This is a genomic window from Burkholderia sp. Ac-20392 (assembly GCF_017104585.1).
GTDB lineage: Bacteria > Pseudomonadota > Gammaproteobacteria > Burkholderiales > Burkholderiaceae > Burkholderia > Burkholderia lata.
Map to the genome: position 1 here is coordinate 1 of NZ_JAAGPB010000005.1, position 14,967 is coordinate 14,967.

General features: G+C 64.0%; 12 protein-coding genes and 1 pseudogene. 2 read left to right on the forward strand and 11 right to left on the reverse strand.

What is annotated here, in order from left to right:
- Positions 1 to 129: 129 nt before the first annotated feature.
- From G3N99_RS01170 to G3N99_RS01195, 6 genes are all read right to left on the reverse strand, one after another.
- Positions 130 to 1,284 carry an acyl-CoA dehydrogenase gene (locus G3N99_RS01170; RefSeq protein ID WP_206121403.1) on the reverse strand — a complete coding sequence of 385 codons (1,155 nt, stop codon included), beginning with the start codon at positions 1,282 to 1,284 and terminating at the stop codon, positions 130 to 132.
- Positions 1,285 to 1,323: 39 nt separating this feature from the next.
- Positions 1,324 to 2,646 carry an MFS transporter gene (locus tag G3N99_RS01175; protein WP_206121404.1) on the reverse strand — a complete coding sequence of 441 codons (1,323 nt, stop codon included), beginning with the start codon at positions 2,644 to 2,646 and terminating at the stop codon, positions 1,324 to 1,326.
- 10 nt (positions 2,647 to 2,656) lie between these two features.
- Complete coding sequence (locus tag G3N99_RS01180) at positions 2,657 to 3,709, reverse strand: porin (protein WP_174985402.1); 1,053 nt, start codon at positions 3,707 to 3,709, stop codon at positions 2,657 to 2,659.
- A gap of 85 nt (positions 3,710 to 3,794) precedes the next feature.
- Complete coding sequence (locus tag G3N99_RS01185; protein WP_174985404.1) at positions 3,795 to 4,595, reverse strand: enoyl-CoA hydratase-related protein; 801 nt, start codon at positions 4,593 to 4,595, stop codon at positions 3,795 to 3,797.
- Positions 4,592 to 5,812 carry a CoA transferase gene (locus G3N99_RS01190; RefSeq protein WP_206121405.1) on the reverse strand — a complete coding sequence of 407 codons (1,221 nt, stop codon included), beginning with the start codon at positions 5,810 to 5,812 and terminating at the stop codon, positions 4,592 to 4,594. Before G3N99_RS01190 ends, G3N99_RS01185 begins: the two co-directional genes overlap by 4 nt.
- A gap of 72 nt (positions 5,813 to 5,884) precedes the next feature.
- The gene (locus tag G3N99_RS01195) at positions 5,885 to 6,667 is read right to left on the reverse strand and encodes a crotonase/enoyl-CoA hydratase family protein (RefSeq protein ID WP_174985409.1); all 783 of its coding nucleotides are present in this window, start codon (positions 6,665 to 6,667) and stop codon (positions 5,885 to 5,887) included.
- Between the two features lie 134 nt (positions 6,668 to 6,801).
- On the opposite strand from G3N99_RS01195, the gene G3N99_RS01200 reads away from it, so the two are divergent.
- Complete coding sequence (locus G3N99_RS01200) at positions 6,802 to 7,560, forward strand: helix-turn-helix domain-containing protein (RefSeq protein ID WP_174985411.1); 759 nt, start codon at positions 6,802 to 6,804, stop codon at positions 7,558 to 7,560.
- Positions 7,561 to 7,880: 320 nt separating this feature from the next.
- Positions 7,881 to 8,882, forward strand: coding sequence for an AraC family transcriptional regulator (locus G3N99_RS01205; RefSeq protein ID WP_206121406.1), 1,002 nt, complete (start codon positions 7,881 to 7,883; stop codon positions 8,880 to 8,882).
- A gap of 9 nt (positions 8,883 to 8,891) precedes the next feature.
- Here the strand turns inward: G3N99_RS01205 and G3N99_RS01210 are convergent, their stop codons facing one another.
- From G3N99_RS01210 to G3N99_RS01230, 5 genes and pseudogenes are all read right to left on the reverse strand, one after another.
- Positions 8,892 to 9,629 (reverse strand): SDR family NAD(P)-dependent oxidoreductase, encoded by a 738-nt coding sequence (locus tag G3N99_RS01210; RefSeq protein ID WP_174985415.1) that lies wholly within the window; start codon positions 9,627 to 9,629, stop codon positions 8,892 to 8,894.
- 729 nt (positions 9,630 to 10,358) lie between these two features.
- The gene (locus G3N99_RS01215; protein WP_174985416.1) at positions 10,359 to 11,453 is read right to left on the reverse strand and encodes a porin; all 1,095 of its coding nucleotides are present in this window, start codon (positions 11,451 to 11,453) and stop codon (positions 10,359 to 10,361) included.
- A 209-nt stretch (positions 11,454 to 11,662) separates the two neighbouring features.
- Positions 11,663 to 12,412, reverse strand: a pseudogene (locus G3N99_RS01220) (Asp/Glu racemase).
- Between the two features lie 30 nt (positions 12,413 to 12,442).
- Positions 12,443 to 13,816, reverse strand: a complete 1,374-nt coding sequence (locus G3N99_RS01225; protein ID WP_174985418.1) for an MFS transporter — start codon at positions 13,814 to 13,816, stop codon at positions 12,443 to 12,445.
- A gap of 11 nt (positions 13,817 to 13,827) precedes the next feature.
- Entirely contained in the window at positions 13,828 to 14,967 is a 1,140-nt protein-coding gene (locus G3N99_RS01230) for an FAD-dependent monooxygenase (protein WP_206121407.1), read from the reverse strand.

Below are 14,967 nucleotides of genomic sequence, written 5' to 3' on the forward strand. Positions count from 1 at the left end.
TCGCGACTGCGCGAGGGTGTCGGCGCTGAGCGTGACGGTCGGCCAGGCCACGAGCAGCGGGCGGATTTCACGATCGACGAGATGCAGGGTATCCAACGCGTCACTCCATCGAAAAGGCGGGATGCGCGCTCACAGCACGCTGCGCGCAACGACCCAACGGTGTACCTCGGTCGGGCCCTCGAAGATGCGCATCAAACGCGCTTCGCTGGCCATCTGCTGCAGCGGCATTTCCTTCGTCATGCCCATCGCGCCGAGCGTCTGCATCGCATGATCGATGACGCGCCAAGCCATTTCGGTCGCGAATACCTTGACCATCGAGATCTGCGTGCGCGCGTCCTGCCCGGCATCCACGCGCGCGGCCGCTTCGTAGGTCATGAGGCGGCACGCATGGATTTGCGTGAGCGCATCGGCGACCCACCACTGGATCGCCTGGCGTTCCGCGAGCAGCACGCCGAAGGTCTTGCGCTGTTTCGCATGGTCGCACAGCAGCGCGACCGCGCGCTCGGCGCGGCCGATGCACCAGGCGGCCATCTCCAGCCGCCGGTTCGCGAGCCGTGCCTGCATCGGCGCGAAACCGGCGCCTTCCCGGCCCAGCAGTTGCGCGGCGGGAATGCGGCAGTTCTCCAGCACGATTTCATACGTGGACAGCCCGCCGATCATCGGGATCCGGCGTTCGATGATGAAGCCCGGCGCGTCGCGGTCGACGATGAACGCCGACATGCCGCCGCGCTTGCCTTTGCTTCGATCGGTGAGCGCCATCACGATCGTCCAGTCGGCTTCGGTCGCGTGGCTGATCCAGATCTTGCGGCCGTTCAGCACCCAGATGTCGCCGTCGCGCACGGCCGTCGTGGACAGCGCGCCCGGATCCGAGCCGGCGCCCGGCTCGGAGATCGCCATCGCGGCCCGCGTGACGCCGCGTGCGTACGGGTCGAGATAGCGTGCGCGCTGCGCATCGTCGGCCACGTCGCACAGCATCCGCAGGTTCGGCGAGTCGGGCGGCAGGATGTACGGGGTCACGGTCGTGCCGATCGCTTCGTTCACGCCGACCATCGCGACGGCCGGCAGGTCGGCGCCGCCCGCATCGAGCGGCGCGTCGAGTCCCCACAGGCCGAGCTGCCGCGAGCGCTCGTCGAGGCGCGTACGTTCGTCGTCGAGCAGCCCGAAGGGCTGGCCGTCTGCTTCGCGCGCCATCACGGCTGCTTCGAGCGGAATCAGTTCGTCCTTCACGAAGCGTGCGACGAGGTCCCGGATCATCCGGTGGTCGAGTTCGAGTTCGAAATTCATGAGAGTCGATGAGGGGGAGGGAAGGAAATGCCGACGCGGTCAGCCCGCGTTCGGACGAGACGATGCGCGGGCGCGCAGCGTGAAAAGCAACGCGACGGCACCGGCTGCGAGCAGCGCGGCGTTGAAATAGAGTCCGCCGCGCATCGACCCGGTGGCCGTGTTGAGCACGCCCATCAGGAACGGGCTCGCGAACCCGCCGATCGCGCCGGACATCGTGATCGCCGCGATCGCGACCGCCATCGAACGCTTCGGCAGCGCGAGCCCCGGCAGCACCCAGAACGCCGGTAGCGTCGCTGCGTGCGTAGCGACCGCGATGCAGAGCACGATCAACAGGTGCGGCGTGCCGGTGACGCTTGCGAGACCGATGAGCGCCGCTGCGCACGCGATCATCGCGAACGCACCGTGCCCGCGCCATTCGCGCCGGTGTTCGGTGCGCCAGCCCATCCCGAGCATGCCGACGATCCCGCACAGGTAGGGCAGCGCGGACAGCAGCCCGATCTGCATCGCGCCATGCAGGCCGCCGCGATGCAGGATCACGGGCATCCAGAACACCAGCGCATAGCCGGCGGCCGCGATCGAGAAATTGGCCGCGCACAGCAGCCAGAAATCGCGGTGCGCAAGCAGCGGTCGAGCTGTGATTGCCTCCGGCTTGCCGGCTTCGGCCTGCGTGTGCGCGGCGCGCAGCGCGGCCTTGTCGGCTTCCGACAGCCAGCGTGCGTCGTCCGGCCGGTCGTCGAGAAAGCGCAGCGCGACGAAGCCGAGCACGCTGCTCGGCAGCCCTTCCACGAGGAACAGCCATTGCCAGCCGCTCAGGCCGGCGGCGCCATCGAAGTACGACAGGATCGCGCCCGACACGGGGCCGGCGATCATCCCCGCGAGGTACAGCGCGGTCATGAAGAGCGCGAACGCCTTCGCGCGTTGCTTCGGCGGATACCACGCGCCGAGATGGAACAGGATGCCGGGGAAGAAGCCCGCCTCGAACACGCCGAGCAGGAAGCGGCACGCGTAGAACTGCGCGGGTGTGGTGACGAACATCGTCGCGGCCGAGCCGAGCCCCCACAGCACCATGATCCGCGCGATCGTCCGGCGTGCGCCGATCCGCACAAGCAGCGCGTTGCTCGGAATCTCGAACGCCATGTAGCCGATGAAGAAGATGCCCGCGCCGAGCCCGTACACGGCGTCGGAGAAGTTCAGTTCGGCCGCCATCTGCGCGTGCGCGAAGCCGATGTTGATCCGGTCGATGAACGACAGCGTGTAGCAGAGGATGAGGAACGGCAGCAGCCGGCGCGAGATCCGGCGGTAGAGCGCCGGTGTCGCACCATCGTCGACGGCGTCCGGGTCGGTCGAAAGGGTCGGGGTCATGAGGACTCCATCAGAAACGGTGAACGATGCCGAGCGCGAACACCTGCTCGGTGCCGCCCGGTTGCGGCTGCAGGCCGACGACGACGGTGTTGCGCGCGTCGCCGCCGTTCTTCATGTAGAGATAGCGTGCGTAGAGCGACGTCCGCTTCGACAGCGGATGGTCGTACCCGATGCCGAGCGCGGTGGCGTCGTTCGCGGAACCTTTCACGTCGCGGCGCACGACCGACACGAGCACGCGATCGAGCGCGCCCACGTCGATCGACGCGCCGGCACCCGCGGTCGAGAACGCAGGCAGGTTCGGCGCGGTGCTGACGCCATAGAGAAACGCGGCGTACAGCTTGACGTGCGCGAACGCGTAGTTGGCCGCGAACACGTAGTGGCGGGTGGTCGACGGCGAGACGACGGGCGACAGGTTGCCGGCCGACGTGTCGCCCTGGAAGCCCGCGCCGACGTAGAGCCCGCCGATCCGGTACTGGAGCCCGGCGCCGTAGTTGCGTCCGGCCTGTGTGGACAGCGCATTCGGCGTCGGGAAGCCGTATGTCGCCATCACGCGCAGGCCGTTCCAGTCGGGGCTCAGGTACGACACCGCCTGGTTGAAGCGCGGAATCGGCGGCGTCGTGTTGGGGGTGATCGTGTCCGTCGACGTCGCGAGCAGCGCGAGCGGCGACAGCCGTTCGTTGAGCCCGAACGGATCGCCGTCATAGACGACGTAGAACGACGGCGTGTATTGCCGGCCGAGCCGGAGGTCGCCGTAGCGCGTGTTCTGCAGCGCGACGTAGGCCTGCCGGTAGAACAGCGTGCCGCCCTGGAACGAGCCGTCGGCTGGCGAGAAGCCGCTCTCCAGCACGAACTTCGTCGATGTACCGCCGCCGAGATCCTCGACGCCCGTCAGCCCGAACCGGCTCGTCGACGATCCGCCGCCGCTTTGCCGCACGCTCGACAGGCTGCCGATGCGATCGAATTCGACGTAGCTGTCGACGATCCCGTACAGCGTGACCGACGACGCGTGCGCCGATGTGGCGCATAGCACGCACGCGCCGACCACGAATGCTTTCCGTTGCATGAAGGTGTCTCCGTTCCATGTCTTTTGTCGCGCGCCCGCGTTCTGGGAGCGGTTGCGCGCGTGATGCTGCCGTGCTGCGTCGGGTTCAGCGCCCCTTGAATACCGGTTTGCGCTTCTCGAGGAACGCGCGGGCGCCCTCGATCCGGTCCTCGCTCGCATAGACGTCGGGGCCGACGTCCAGCCGCAGCGCGGCGGCCACCGGCAACCCCTGGCTGCGGGTCGCGGTTTCCTTGATGCGGCGGATCGTGAGCGGCGCGTTCCCGGCGATCGTCTGCGCCAGTTCGCGCACGGTGTCGTCGAGTGCGGCGCCGGGGACGACGCGGTTCAGCAACCCGGCGCGCTGCGCCTCGTCCGCGTCGAAGCGGCGGCCCGTGAACAGCAGCTCCATCGCGATCGCACGCGGCAGCATGCGCGGCAGCAGCACGCTCGCGAAGTTCGCGCCCATGCCGACGCGTGCTTCGGGCAGCGCGAAGGTCGCGTGATCGGCGGCGATTCGCAGGTCGCACGCGAGCGCGATCTCGAAGCCGCCGCCGATCGCGTAGCCGTTGATTGCCGCGATGGTCGGCTTGCGCAGCTCGAGGATCAGTTCGTGCACGTTGCGTGCGAGCCCGCGCATCGGCTGCATCCCGCGCATCTCGGGGTCGCCGAGATCGACGCCCGCGCTGAAGGCACGGTCGCCCGCGCCGCGGATCACGATCACGCGGATCGACGGGTTGTCGTCGAGCGTGACGAGTTCGTCGCACAGCCGCCGGATCGCTTCGGCGGACAGCGCATTGGCGACGTGCGGACGATGGATCGTCAGCCATGCGATGCCGTTGTCGTCGTTGCGCAGGATCGACGGGGCGGCGTCGCCCGTCAGCGAAGAGAACGAGCCGGACGAGGTCATGACGCGCTCCCGGTGGTGTCCGCGCGCATGTCGTGGAGCACGCCCGCTTGCCGGAGCGCGTCCCGGTGAGCCGCGTCGATGCCGAGTGCGTCGAGCACGGCGTCGGTGTCGGCGGCGAACGGCTGGGGCGGCCGGCGTATCGATCCGGGCGTGCGGGAGAGCTTGGCGGGGACGCCCGCGCCGGTGTACGTGCCGGTCTTGACGAACATCGCGTTGCGGGCGGCTTGCGGGTGGCCGAACGCATCGGCGACGGTGTTCACCGGGCCTGCCGCGACACCGGCATTCAGCAGCCGTTCGACGATGTCGTCGGCATGCCGTTCCGCGGTCAGCTGGCCGAGCAGCGTATCGAGCGCATCGCGATTGGCGACGCGCTTCGCGTTGGTCGCGAACCGCGGGTCGCGCGCCAGCTCGGGCACGCCGAGCACTTCGACGAGCCGCGCGAACGTGCGGTTGTTGCCGGCGCCGGTCGAGATCGGCTTGTCCTTGCACGGATAGATGCCGTACGGCGCGATTGCGCCATACACGTTGCCGGTCGCCACGGGCACGTCGCCGGTTGCCATCCAGGTCGTGCTGACCGGATGCAGCATCGACAGCGCGGTGCTGAACAGGTCGATGTCGACGTGCTGCCCGAGGCCGGAGCGGGTCCGTTCGACCAGCGCGAGCAGGACGCTCGACACGGCACTCAGGCCCGCCGCGTAATCGACGACCGGGAACGGCACCTTCAACGGCATGCCGCCCGGTTCGCCGTTGATCGACATGAAGCCGGCGAGGCCCTGTGCGACGGCGTCGTAGCCCGGAAACCGCGCCAGCGGGCCGTCGGTGCCGTATCCGGAGATCGAGCAGTGGACGAGGCGCGGGAAGCGCGCGCGCAGGCAGTCGTCGTAGCCGATGCCCCAGCGTTCGAGCGTGCCCTGCTTGAAGTTGTCGATCAGCACGTCGGCCGTGTCGAGCAGGCGGAACAGCACGTCGCGCCCGTCCGGATGCGACAGGTCGAGCGCGAGATTGCGCTTGTTGCGGTTGAGCCCCCAGTAGTAGCTGGAGATGCCGTTCGGCATTGCGGGCCCCCAGTCGCGCGTTTCGTCGCCCTGCGGCGGTTCGATCTTGATGACGTCCGCGCCGTGGTCGGCGAGCGTTTGCGCGCAGAACGGCCCCGCGTAGACGCGGCTCAGGTCGACCACGCGCACGCCTGCGAGTGCGCCTTCGTGACTGCTTGTCATGACGATGTTTCCTTCGATGTGGGATTCGGCCTGCCGGCATGCCGGCATGCCGGCAGGCGATGCGTCGCGGATTCAACCGCGCGCGGCGAACAGTGCGTTCACTGCCGCGCGGTGTTCGGGGGTGGCGTGCGCGAACGCCTGGTATGACGCCGACAAGTCGAGCAGCGTGTCGAGGCTCGCGTGGCGGCCTTCGCGCAGCAGCCGCTTGGTCAGGCGCAACGCGGTGCCCGAATGCCGGGCGATGCGGCCGGCCAGTTCAAGCGCGTGCGCAAGGAGGTCGCCATCGGGAACGACGCGCGAGACGAGCCCGCAACGCAGCGCCGCCGGTGCGTCCAGCGCATCGCCCGTGAACGACATTTCCGCGGCGACGGCGGCGCCGACGACCCGCGGCAGGAACCACGCGCCGCCGTCGCCGGGCACGAGGCCGAGGGCGATGAAGCTTTCGGCGAAGCGGGCGCGATCGGCGGCGATGCGGATGTCGCACATGCACGCGAGATCGGTGCCGGCGCCGATGGCCGGGCCGTTGATCGCCGCGATGGCCGGCACTTCGAGGTGCTGGAACGCGTGCGCGATGCGCTGGATGCCGCGGCGATAGCTCGTCCGGATCGCGGCGAGGTCGTGCGGGTCCGATTCCAGGAACGCACGCATCGCCTTCACGTTACCGCCCGACGAGAACGTCGTGCCGGCACCAGTCAGCACCAGCACGCGGATCGACTCGTCGCGATTCGCGTCGTCGCAGCATTCGGTCAGCGCATCGATCGCATCGTTGTCCGAAATGGCGTTGCGGGTTTCCGGACGATTCATCGTGACGGTCAGGATCGGTCCCTGCCGTTCACGGATCAGAAAGGCTGTCATGGTGTCTCCGAGTGTTCTGTACCGCGGGACTTCACGCCGCGGGCCGAAGCCTAGTATCGTCACGACGGTTGGCGGCGGGAAATTCCGTTCCACATATGTGGAAGGCTCGCCCGGTGGCGTGAGGAGACGGCTGGATGAGCGGAAACGTGGTCAAGAGCGCGGCACGCGTGTTTGAAGTGCTGGAGCTGTTCAGCACATTGCAGCGACCGCTGAGCGTGCGTGAGATATCCACGCGCTGCGGCTATCCAGGCTCGAGCGCGGCGGCGTTGCTGACCAGCATGAAGGCGCTCGGCTATCTCGCGTACGACGACGCAACGCATACGTATGCACCCACTGCGCGGCTCGTCAATCTCGGCGAAGCGCTCGTCGATTCGACGGCAGGCAGCCGGCGGCACTGGCATGCCGTCGCGAAGCGGCTGGCGGTCCGCACGCGCGAGGCCGTCGTGATCGCGGTGCAGAGCGACCTGTACGTGCAGTACATCGATGCGGTCGAGGGCGCGCATGCGATTCCGATCCAGTTCTACGCGCCGATCGGCACGCGTCGCGAGATCTGCATGTCAGGCCTTGGCTGGGCCCTGCTGAGTCTCCAGCCGGACAGCGCGATCCGCCGGCTCGTGTCGCGCAGCATCCGCCGGCTCGGCAAGTCGGGCCGGACGATCGACGAGGATGTCGTGCTCGACAAGGTCGAACAGACGCGCCGGTGCGGCTATTCCTATTCGGCGCATACGGTCACGCAGGGTGCCGCGATGATCTCGATGGTGATCGCGGACGGCTGGAACGGCCTGCCGCTGGCCATGGGCGTGGCCGGCCCCGTCGAGCGGATCCATCCGCAACGGGACGCGATTCTGGAAGCGATGCGTGACGTATTGGGTGAGCGCACCGAAGAAGCATAACTTCCGAGCTGGAATTTCAAGGTGTTCCGGCGAAATTCTTGATGGGAATCGGAATCGTTGCAGCTATAAGGATATCTGTTGTAAGCCCGACGCCTGGCATTGCACCATGCGAGAAGGCGGATTTTCAATTATTTGACGAACGTGTCAAAAAAACTATACTCAACTCAAAGTCGGGCTGCAAGGGTTGCCGATAAGTGACGCGGCTAAAGGATAAATGTTTTGCGAGATCGGCATTGTGTGAAGCTATCCCGATGTGGCGCGGCTTGCATCGATGGCGAGTGTCGGTTCCCAAGTTCCAGTCGCGTCCACGTAAATTCAGCATGCTGACTCTACCTTCGGCGCGTCTCGCTGCGCGCTTCCTGGAGTTGTCCGTCAATGAGCTCGAAGCAGCTCATTCCGCCATCGCCAACCGGTATTGCAATTACCGCGTCTGCGCTCAGGCGGCCGATGCGATTGCACCGATCGTGCTGCACGGCGTGGAGTGCGGGCTCTTTGCTGTATCCACGCTGGCATTTGGGCGCACCATCGAGATCGAGCCCGACGACCTCGGCGCTTGCCTGCTCATTACGACGACCATAAGGGGGCGGGCGGGAATGACTGCAGGGCAAGCGCAATACTACGGCGGTGAGCCGGGGGCGACCGTCCTTAGCTTAGCGTCGGACTCGCCGCGGTTCCATTACGAACCGACGGCGGAGGTCCTGAAGGTCCAGCTTGATCATCGGCGCGTGTCCGCAGCGTGCTGGCGCATGATGCGCCATCCGGGCCGCGCGCCGCTACGGTTCGAGATTGCGATGCGCGATTCCCATGCATTGACGCGATGGTTCATGCTGCTGGATTTCGTCGTGACGACGCTAAACGAAAGTGATGCCGTACTGAGAGATTATCTTGCGCCGAGCGTCGAGGAAATGCTTATCGTAACGTTGCTTGACACGCAACCTCACAACTACACGGCTGAGTTACATCGATCGAGCGGCGTGATTGCTCCCAAGCAGTTGCGTCGAGCTGTCGAGTTCATGGAGGCGCGGCTTGGACAGGCGCTGACGCTCACGGAAATTGCCGCGGCGGCGGATTGCAGCATCCGGTCGCTATCGCGAGCGTTCAGCGCATTCCGCCAAACGACACCGATGCAGCACTTGAACCATCTGCGACTGGAAAAGATACGTACCGAACTGATCTCGAACGTCGGTTCCGCGGCAACTATCTCAACGATTGCGCTGCAATACGGGTTCACTCATCTGAGTGCATTTAACCTGCAATACCGGCGGCGGTACGGCGAAACGCCATCGCAGACCCGTAGGCGGGCGCGCGATAGCTCGGGCTAGCAGTCGGGGTCACGAGATTTTGTACATTCCCCCGTCGACTGCCAGTGCCTGGCCGGTCACGAAGGCGCCGTCGTCGCTGGTGAGAAACAGGATCGGCCCGACGATATCTTCAGGCGTCGCGAAGCGCTTGATAGCCTGCTGCTGCCATACGCTCCGTGCAAGCTCGTCTGGAATGCCACTCGTGCCGGGTGTGCGAGTGAGTGCCGGCAGGATAGCGTTCACGGTGATGTTGTCGCCGGCCACTTCGTTGGCGAGCCCACGAACGAAACCGATAACGCCCATTTTTGCCGCCATGTAGTGGCTGAGTCCCGCGAGCGGCGTGCCGATCGAATTCGACGAGAAATTCACGAAGCGTCCCCACCGGTTCGCACGCATCAGCGGGACGAATGCCTTTGCTGAATGGAAATGCGAATCGAGGTTCACTCGTAGCGTGCGCGACCACAGATCGAAATCGAGATCGTCGAACGCAGCGAACGGATAAATGCCGGCGTTGTTCACGACGATGTCTGCGCGTCCGTAACGTTCGTCAACCGCCCGCGCGAAACCGATCCATGCCTTTGCGTCGCTGACGTCCCCGGTTAGCATAAGCGGATCGCCGCCGATCAGCGCACGCGTTTCCGATGGGGCGTCGAGATCGATCAACACCACTTGCGCGCCGCGCGCTGCTAGACGCGTGGCGACTTCTTGCCCGATTCCGCGGCCGGCGCCAGTTACGATAGCCACCCGCCCTTCATGGGTGTTGTTCATGACATCCCCTTCGATTTGAGGTTAGTGAAGGACCGCAATGAGTTAAAGCAGAAATAACGCCTCGATCGAAAAAGCATCGAACTCCGCACCGTTCCAGAGTGCCAATTCGCGTTGCTAGTTGGCCGTCACGAACCAAGCCCGGCGACTCACTTATTTGATGCTCAGACCAATCGCGACCACCCGATGACGATTGCTCCAAACCGCCGGGCCGTCGTCTTTGTCCGGCCAGGAGTCTGAACCGTCACATGGCCACCCACACCGGGGGGTAACTCCGATTTGGCGACCCAGCGGAGTGAATTGGCAGCATATGGGTATGCATGGTTCGTCCGGTTGTATAGGTGCCCCGATTTGTTGCCGGCGTCGCTTGGCGTCCACATGCCGTCGATGAAATGACCATACTCGTAAGGAAATCCTGCGCTTGCATTCGCGTTTGATGGAGCATTCTCGGTCATTGAGATCTTTTCCTGGATACTGTCTGTTCGCGGGTTCCGCGCTCGAGGCTCCTCACATGAACTGCGGTTGCTCACATCAGACGTCAAGGTAGGCGCGTGCGGACTATGTCGCTACCATCCGCTGGCCAGCGCCAATACATTCTTGCCAAAACGTGGTTCGCGCCGCGCGCAAACCCCGGGTGCCCCGGAGAGGTGGGGAAGAAGCGAGGGGCTCTCATAGACAATCGGCTTCCGTCTTCCCGGCCACGTATGACAGCAACAAAGCGACGCCGCTACGTCAGAACTTCTGCTGGACGCCAATCATGGCGCCGAGTTGGTTCATACCTGTCCCCACCGTTCCGCCTGCGGCAACTGGGTTGGCCGCCAGCTTGCTGTTGAACATGTACGCGACCGACGTATAGGCGATCGTGCGCTTCGACAACGCGTAGTTCGCGCGCGTAACGAGCAGTGTTGAGTTTGCGTCGTGGCTTCCAGCATCGCGGCTGCGCTGCAGGTAGCGGACGCCCTGGGCGTCGACGGAAAAAGCCGGCGTGACCGAATATGTTGCACCGGCGAAAAAGATGTCCGATTGCAGGTGGGAGGCGGCCGATATGTTATTTCGTATCCAGCCGATACCGAGCTTGGCCGTGCCCGCGACCAGGTAACCGTCGATGATATTCCGCGTTGCAGTGGATGTGCTTCGATTCAATGGGGCGGATGCTCCGGTGCCGCCTCGCATCACGTCGAAGGACGCCGCCACGCCGAAAGTAGCAGTATCGTAGGCGACGAGTGCGGTGTATTGCCGGCACGCCAAGATGTCCCCTGCTACCTGTCCGGCGCAATTTGTCGCACTCGGTCCCGCGGGGCCGGCTGCGTCTCGACCGAAGCTGTATGTGGCTCCGACGGTGATGCCGCGGAAGCGGCCGAAGTAGCCGATAGCATTGTCGCTGCGTGCATTCGGCAGGTACCCGTCGAGCACGTACAACGAATGAATAGACGGCCCGATTACGTCGGCCTTCGCCAACGCGTAGGTTGTCATGTTCATCTGCCGGCCAAGCGTCAATGCACCGTAATCGCTGTCGATCCCAACGTTGGCCTGCCGGCCGAATAGGCGGCCGCCGTAATTCAGTGCGCCGGTGCCTGGCTGGAACCCCGATTCGAGCACGAAGAACACGCGGTAGCCACCACCAATATCTTCAGTACTCCTAAACCCGAAGCGGGAGGGTAATTCACCGGTCAGAATGGGCAAGCCAACCCACGATCCATCATGTGGAGTCGCGTGGTTGTAATAGGATATGCCCGTATCGACAATTCCGTAGAGCGTGACGCTGCTTTGCCCGTATGCGAGCCCTGACGCCGTCGCGAACACGGCGGCGCTCCATTTGATTTTCATGACGGTTTTATCTCCATTCTGGCGTTGCAACGCCTTGTTTAGAATATGTTTACTTCGCATGCGCGATCGGTGCTCTATTCGAAAACACTTGTGTGCGCCAATCAATTTGTAGGACTGGATTTGGCCCGGACGAGCTGGTCGGATCGGTCGCCGCTCACCCGAAAAATGTGGCTTCATACCGGCCAGAATGCAAGCTTGCGTGCGACGAATCAGCGTGCCTGTAGCAGAGCGCCCGCGTCAGGGATCTTGGGTGCCGGAACCAGATTGTCGGGCATCCGGCGGACGTACACATCGCGGTGGAGACCGTCCGAATCCCGGTCGCATCATCGATGCGTCGGACAGCCGGCAGCGACTGCATTTTTACGCAGGCGGACGCGACGATCACGTCAGCCCCCGCTGTATTCAAACGCTTTACGTCGTTCAGCAATTGCAACGGATTCCGCCTACCGACTTCGAGGTTGCCGGGAGTCTCGAATCAGATCGCATCGACGACCTCGATGCCCTCGAGCTCGATGTACTGGACGACGAGGTTGGTCAGCCGCTTCACATACGGCGCCATCAGCGCGATGCGGCGTGCACCCAGCGTATTCAGTTCGTCCAAGAGCGCCGGCAGACGTCATTACCGGGACCAGGTAATGATTGGCTCGCGCGACCTCTGTCAATCGACGTTCGGTCATGCGGTGATAGCCGAGGCCCATGGACACGATTGTGACGAGGCACGCCGTGCTCATCACGTCCACGCGCGCGTCGGTGAGTTCGGCGGCACAGCGCAGGGCTCCCCTCTCCATCGCGGCCAGTTCCTCCTTTGCGACCTTGTACATACGCATGCGGCGCGAATGGAAGGTGAAGCGCTCAGCCGAACGGACAGACTCGCGAGCGCGAAGCATCGCCGGAATCTCGGTATCCATCGTCGTGCTGGAACTGGGCACGATCTGTCTGTTGCGGAAATGTCTGGTCAAGGTATGGTCCTTTTCGTGCGGTGTGGAGGGTCAGCTGCGGGAGGCGACGTCGCGTGGCGTTGGTTCAAGCGTTTTTGCCCGACCCGGCAGGTCGCCGGCTCGCCAGAAGGCGAGAGTTGCGAGTAGAGCCGCGACGCACGGCGCGGCCGCCGCCATGAGTAGGCTGGAGGACGGCCAGTTCAATCGCACAAGTTCGCCGCCAACTACGGGGCCGAGGATCGAGCCGAGGCGGCCTACGCCGAGCGCCCAGCTCATGCCAGTGGACCGCAACGCGGTCGGGTAAAACACCGCGGCTAGCGCATTCAGCGCGGTTTGGCCGCCGAGTACACCGAAGCCAGCGATCGCAATGGCGATGAAAGCGCTCGTCAGGGAGCCGGCCACCTGACCGATCGCGGCGACCGCCAGCGCCGAGCCGACGAAGGTCAGCGCTAGCGTGGGCCCGAAGCCGTACCGGTCCACCAGCCAGCCGAGAAGAAGGTTACCCGCGATGCCCCCGACCCAGAAGACCATGCCGGCGAACACGGCCTGAGAGGTGGTGTGTCCCGCACCGTTCATGATCATCGGTAGCCAGTTTGCGAGAAAGTAAACGGCCAGCAAGTTCATAAAGTTAAGGACCCAAAGCAGCGCGGTGCCAGTTCCGAGCGCATGATGGAATAAGTGCAAGAAAGGCATGCCGGCGGCTTTCTTCTCAGGAACGAAAATTTCGACGTGCGGACCAATTGCGAGCGCGGGATCAATGCGTCGCAGAAGTGCTCGAACGCGGTGACGGCTGCGGTGTTGCATTGCCATGAACTGAGGCGATTCAGGCATACCCACAATCATCGCGATGGCCACCAGCAATGGTGCAGCTGCGCCGACGATAAACACGGATCGCCAGCCGAATGCCGGAATCAGCGGCGCGGCTACGGCGCCACCGATCGCGCCGCCGACGATGAAGCCAGAGGAAATGATCATCATCGTCGTAACGCGAATGCGCGTCGGGCTGAACTCCCCAGCAAGGGCGACCGCGTTCGGGATAATTGCGCCCATGCTCAATCCGGCAGCGAACCGAAGCAGTAGCAGCTGCGGCACTGAGCCAGCTTGGGCCGTCGCATACACGCTCGTCGCAAGGAATGTCATGGCGCCGATTAGCACCGGCCGTCGGCCGATGCGGTCCGCCACGGGGCCGAGTAACAGCGCACCGATCGTCATGCCGACAAGGCCCGCTCCGAACACGTGTCCGAGGTCGGCACGGGCGATGCCCCATTGTTTGATGATGGCGGGCGCGACATAGCCGATTGCCTGCACGTCGAAACCATCAATAATTAGGCATAGTGTGCAGAGGCTTAGTACGAAATACTGCAGAGCCCCGAGACGACTGCTCCCGATAACGTCGGCAACATTGATTGTGGTTGTCTTGGTCATAGTATTTTCCTTTATTGCGCGCGTGCCTGAAGCGTGTCGTAGGCGTCGACAAACAACGGGTCGCGTCGCCGAAGGTCGTCGCGGGTCACCTTTTCGGTTCGGCACATGTAGTCATAGGCGAAGCTGACCGGGTCGAGATGCAACTTGCTGGCGACGCTCTCGTACCAGTCGAGGCTCTTTGCCGCCGCGCCTAGAAAGCTGAACGACGCGGGCCGGCGCGCTGCCTCGAAGGCAGCGAACGCGGCCGGTAGGTCGCATGGCGTCGCCGCTATTGCACGGTAGAGCGCGATCGCGTCCTGCATCGCCATGCGGGTACCGGAGCCGAGCGAGAAGTGCACAGTGCGCAATGCGTCGCCGAGCAAGACAATGTTGTCGTGATGCCAGTTTGCGGTGTTGACGATGTTGGCTTCGAACCAGAGCGAGCGGTTGGTCAGCAGTACATTGCTGCCCAACTCGGAGCGGAACACGTCGGTGCAGAACCGACGGCTTTCGTCCTCGCTGGCGTGGTCGAGCCCGGCACGGCGCCACGTATCGGGGTCCGTTTCGATCAAGAAGGTCGACAGGTCGGAGCTGTACTGATAGCAATGCGCAATGAACACGCCGAGCAGCGTTTCGCGAAAGATCAGCGAAACGGGATGGAAGAGCTGGTGCGTTCCGTACCACGCGAATTTGTTGCGGCGCTGAACGAACTGCGGGCGAAAGTGATCGGCCAGTTGAGTGCGTATCGAGCTGTTGCCGCCGTCGGCAGCCACCAGCATGTCGCAGTCGGCCGCGAGCGCGTGCACATCCTCGATGCGCCGGCCGTATTCGATCCTGATACCTTCGCGCTCGCAAGCACGCTGCAGGACTCGCAGCATGTCGATGCGCGACGTGCGCGAAAAATGATTACCGTGGACCTGAACATGAGTGCCACGGTGAACGATTTCCATGTAGTCGCAACGTTCGTGATGCGCGATGAATTCGTCGAAGAACGTCATATCGGCTTCCTTCAGGAACGACAACCCGATATCGGAGAACACTACGCCCCAGCCGTAGGTCGCACCCTCCGGATTCTGTTCATAAATCGTGACGCGATTAGATGGATTGTATTTTTTGGTTAGTAATGCGAAGTACATGCCGGCCGGGCCGGCGCCGACAATGTCGATTTTCAT

Excerpts from the sequence above, each read along its gene's own strand:
- G3N99_RS01170 (WP_206121403.1), bottom strand. The coding sequence starts at position 1,284 with ATGAATTTCGAACTCGAACTCGACCACCGGATGATCCGGGACCTCGTC.
- G3N99_RS01175 (WP_206121404.1), bottom strand. The coding sequence starts at position 2,646 with ATGACCCCGACCCTTTCGACCGACCCGGACGCCGTCGACGATGGTGCG.
- G3N99_RS01180 (WP_174985402.1), bottom strand. The coding sequence starts at position 3,709 with ATGCAACGGAAAGCATTCGTGGTCGGCGCGTGCGTGCTATGCGCCACA.
- G3N99_RS01185 (WP_174985404.1), bottom strand. The coding sequence starts at position 4,595 with ATGACCTCGTCCGGCTCGTTCTCTTCGCTGACGGGCGACGCCGCCCCG.
- G3N99_RS01190 (WP_206121405.1), bottom strand. The coding sequence starts at position 5,812 with ATGACAAGCAGTCACGAAGGCGCACTCGCAGGCGTGCGCGTGGTCGAC.
- G3N99_RS01195 (WP_174985409.1), bottom strand. The coding sequence starts at position 6,667 with ATGACAGCCTTTCTGATCCGTGAACGGCAGGGACCGATCCTGACCGTC.
- G3N99_RS01200 (WP_174985411.1), top strand. The coding sequence starts at position 6,802 with ATGAGCGGAAACGTGGTCAAGAGCGCGGCACGCGTGTTTGAAGTGCTG.
- G3N99_RS01205 (WP_206121406.1), top strand. The coding sequence starts at position 7,881 with ATGCTGACTCTACCTTCGGCGCGTCTCGCTGCGCGCTTCCTGGAGTTG.
- G3N99_RS01210 (WP_174985415.1), bottom strand. The coding sequence starts at position 9,629 with ATGAACAACACCCATGAAGGGCGGGTGGCTATCGTAACTGGCGCCGGC.
- G3N99_RS01215 (WP_174985416.1), bottom strand. The coding sequence starts at position 11,453 with ATGAAAATCAAATGGAGCGCCGCCGTGTTCGCGACGGCGTCAGGGCTC.
- G3N99_RS01225 (WP_174985418.1), bottom strand. The coding sequence starts at position 13,816 with ATGACCAAGACAACCACAATCAATGTTGCCGACGTTATCGGGAGCAGT.
- G3N99_RS01230 (WP_206121407.1), bottom strand. The coding sequence starts at position 14,967 with ATGAAAATCGACATTGTCGGCGCCGGCCCGGCCGGCATGTACTTCGCA.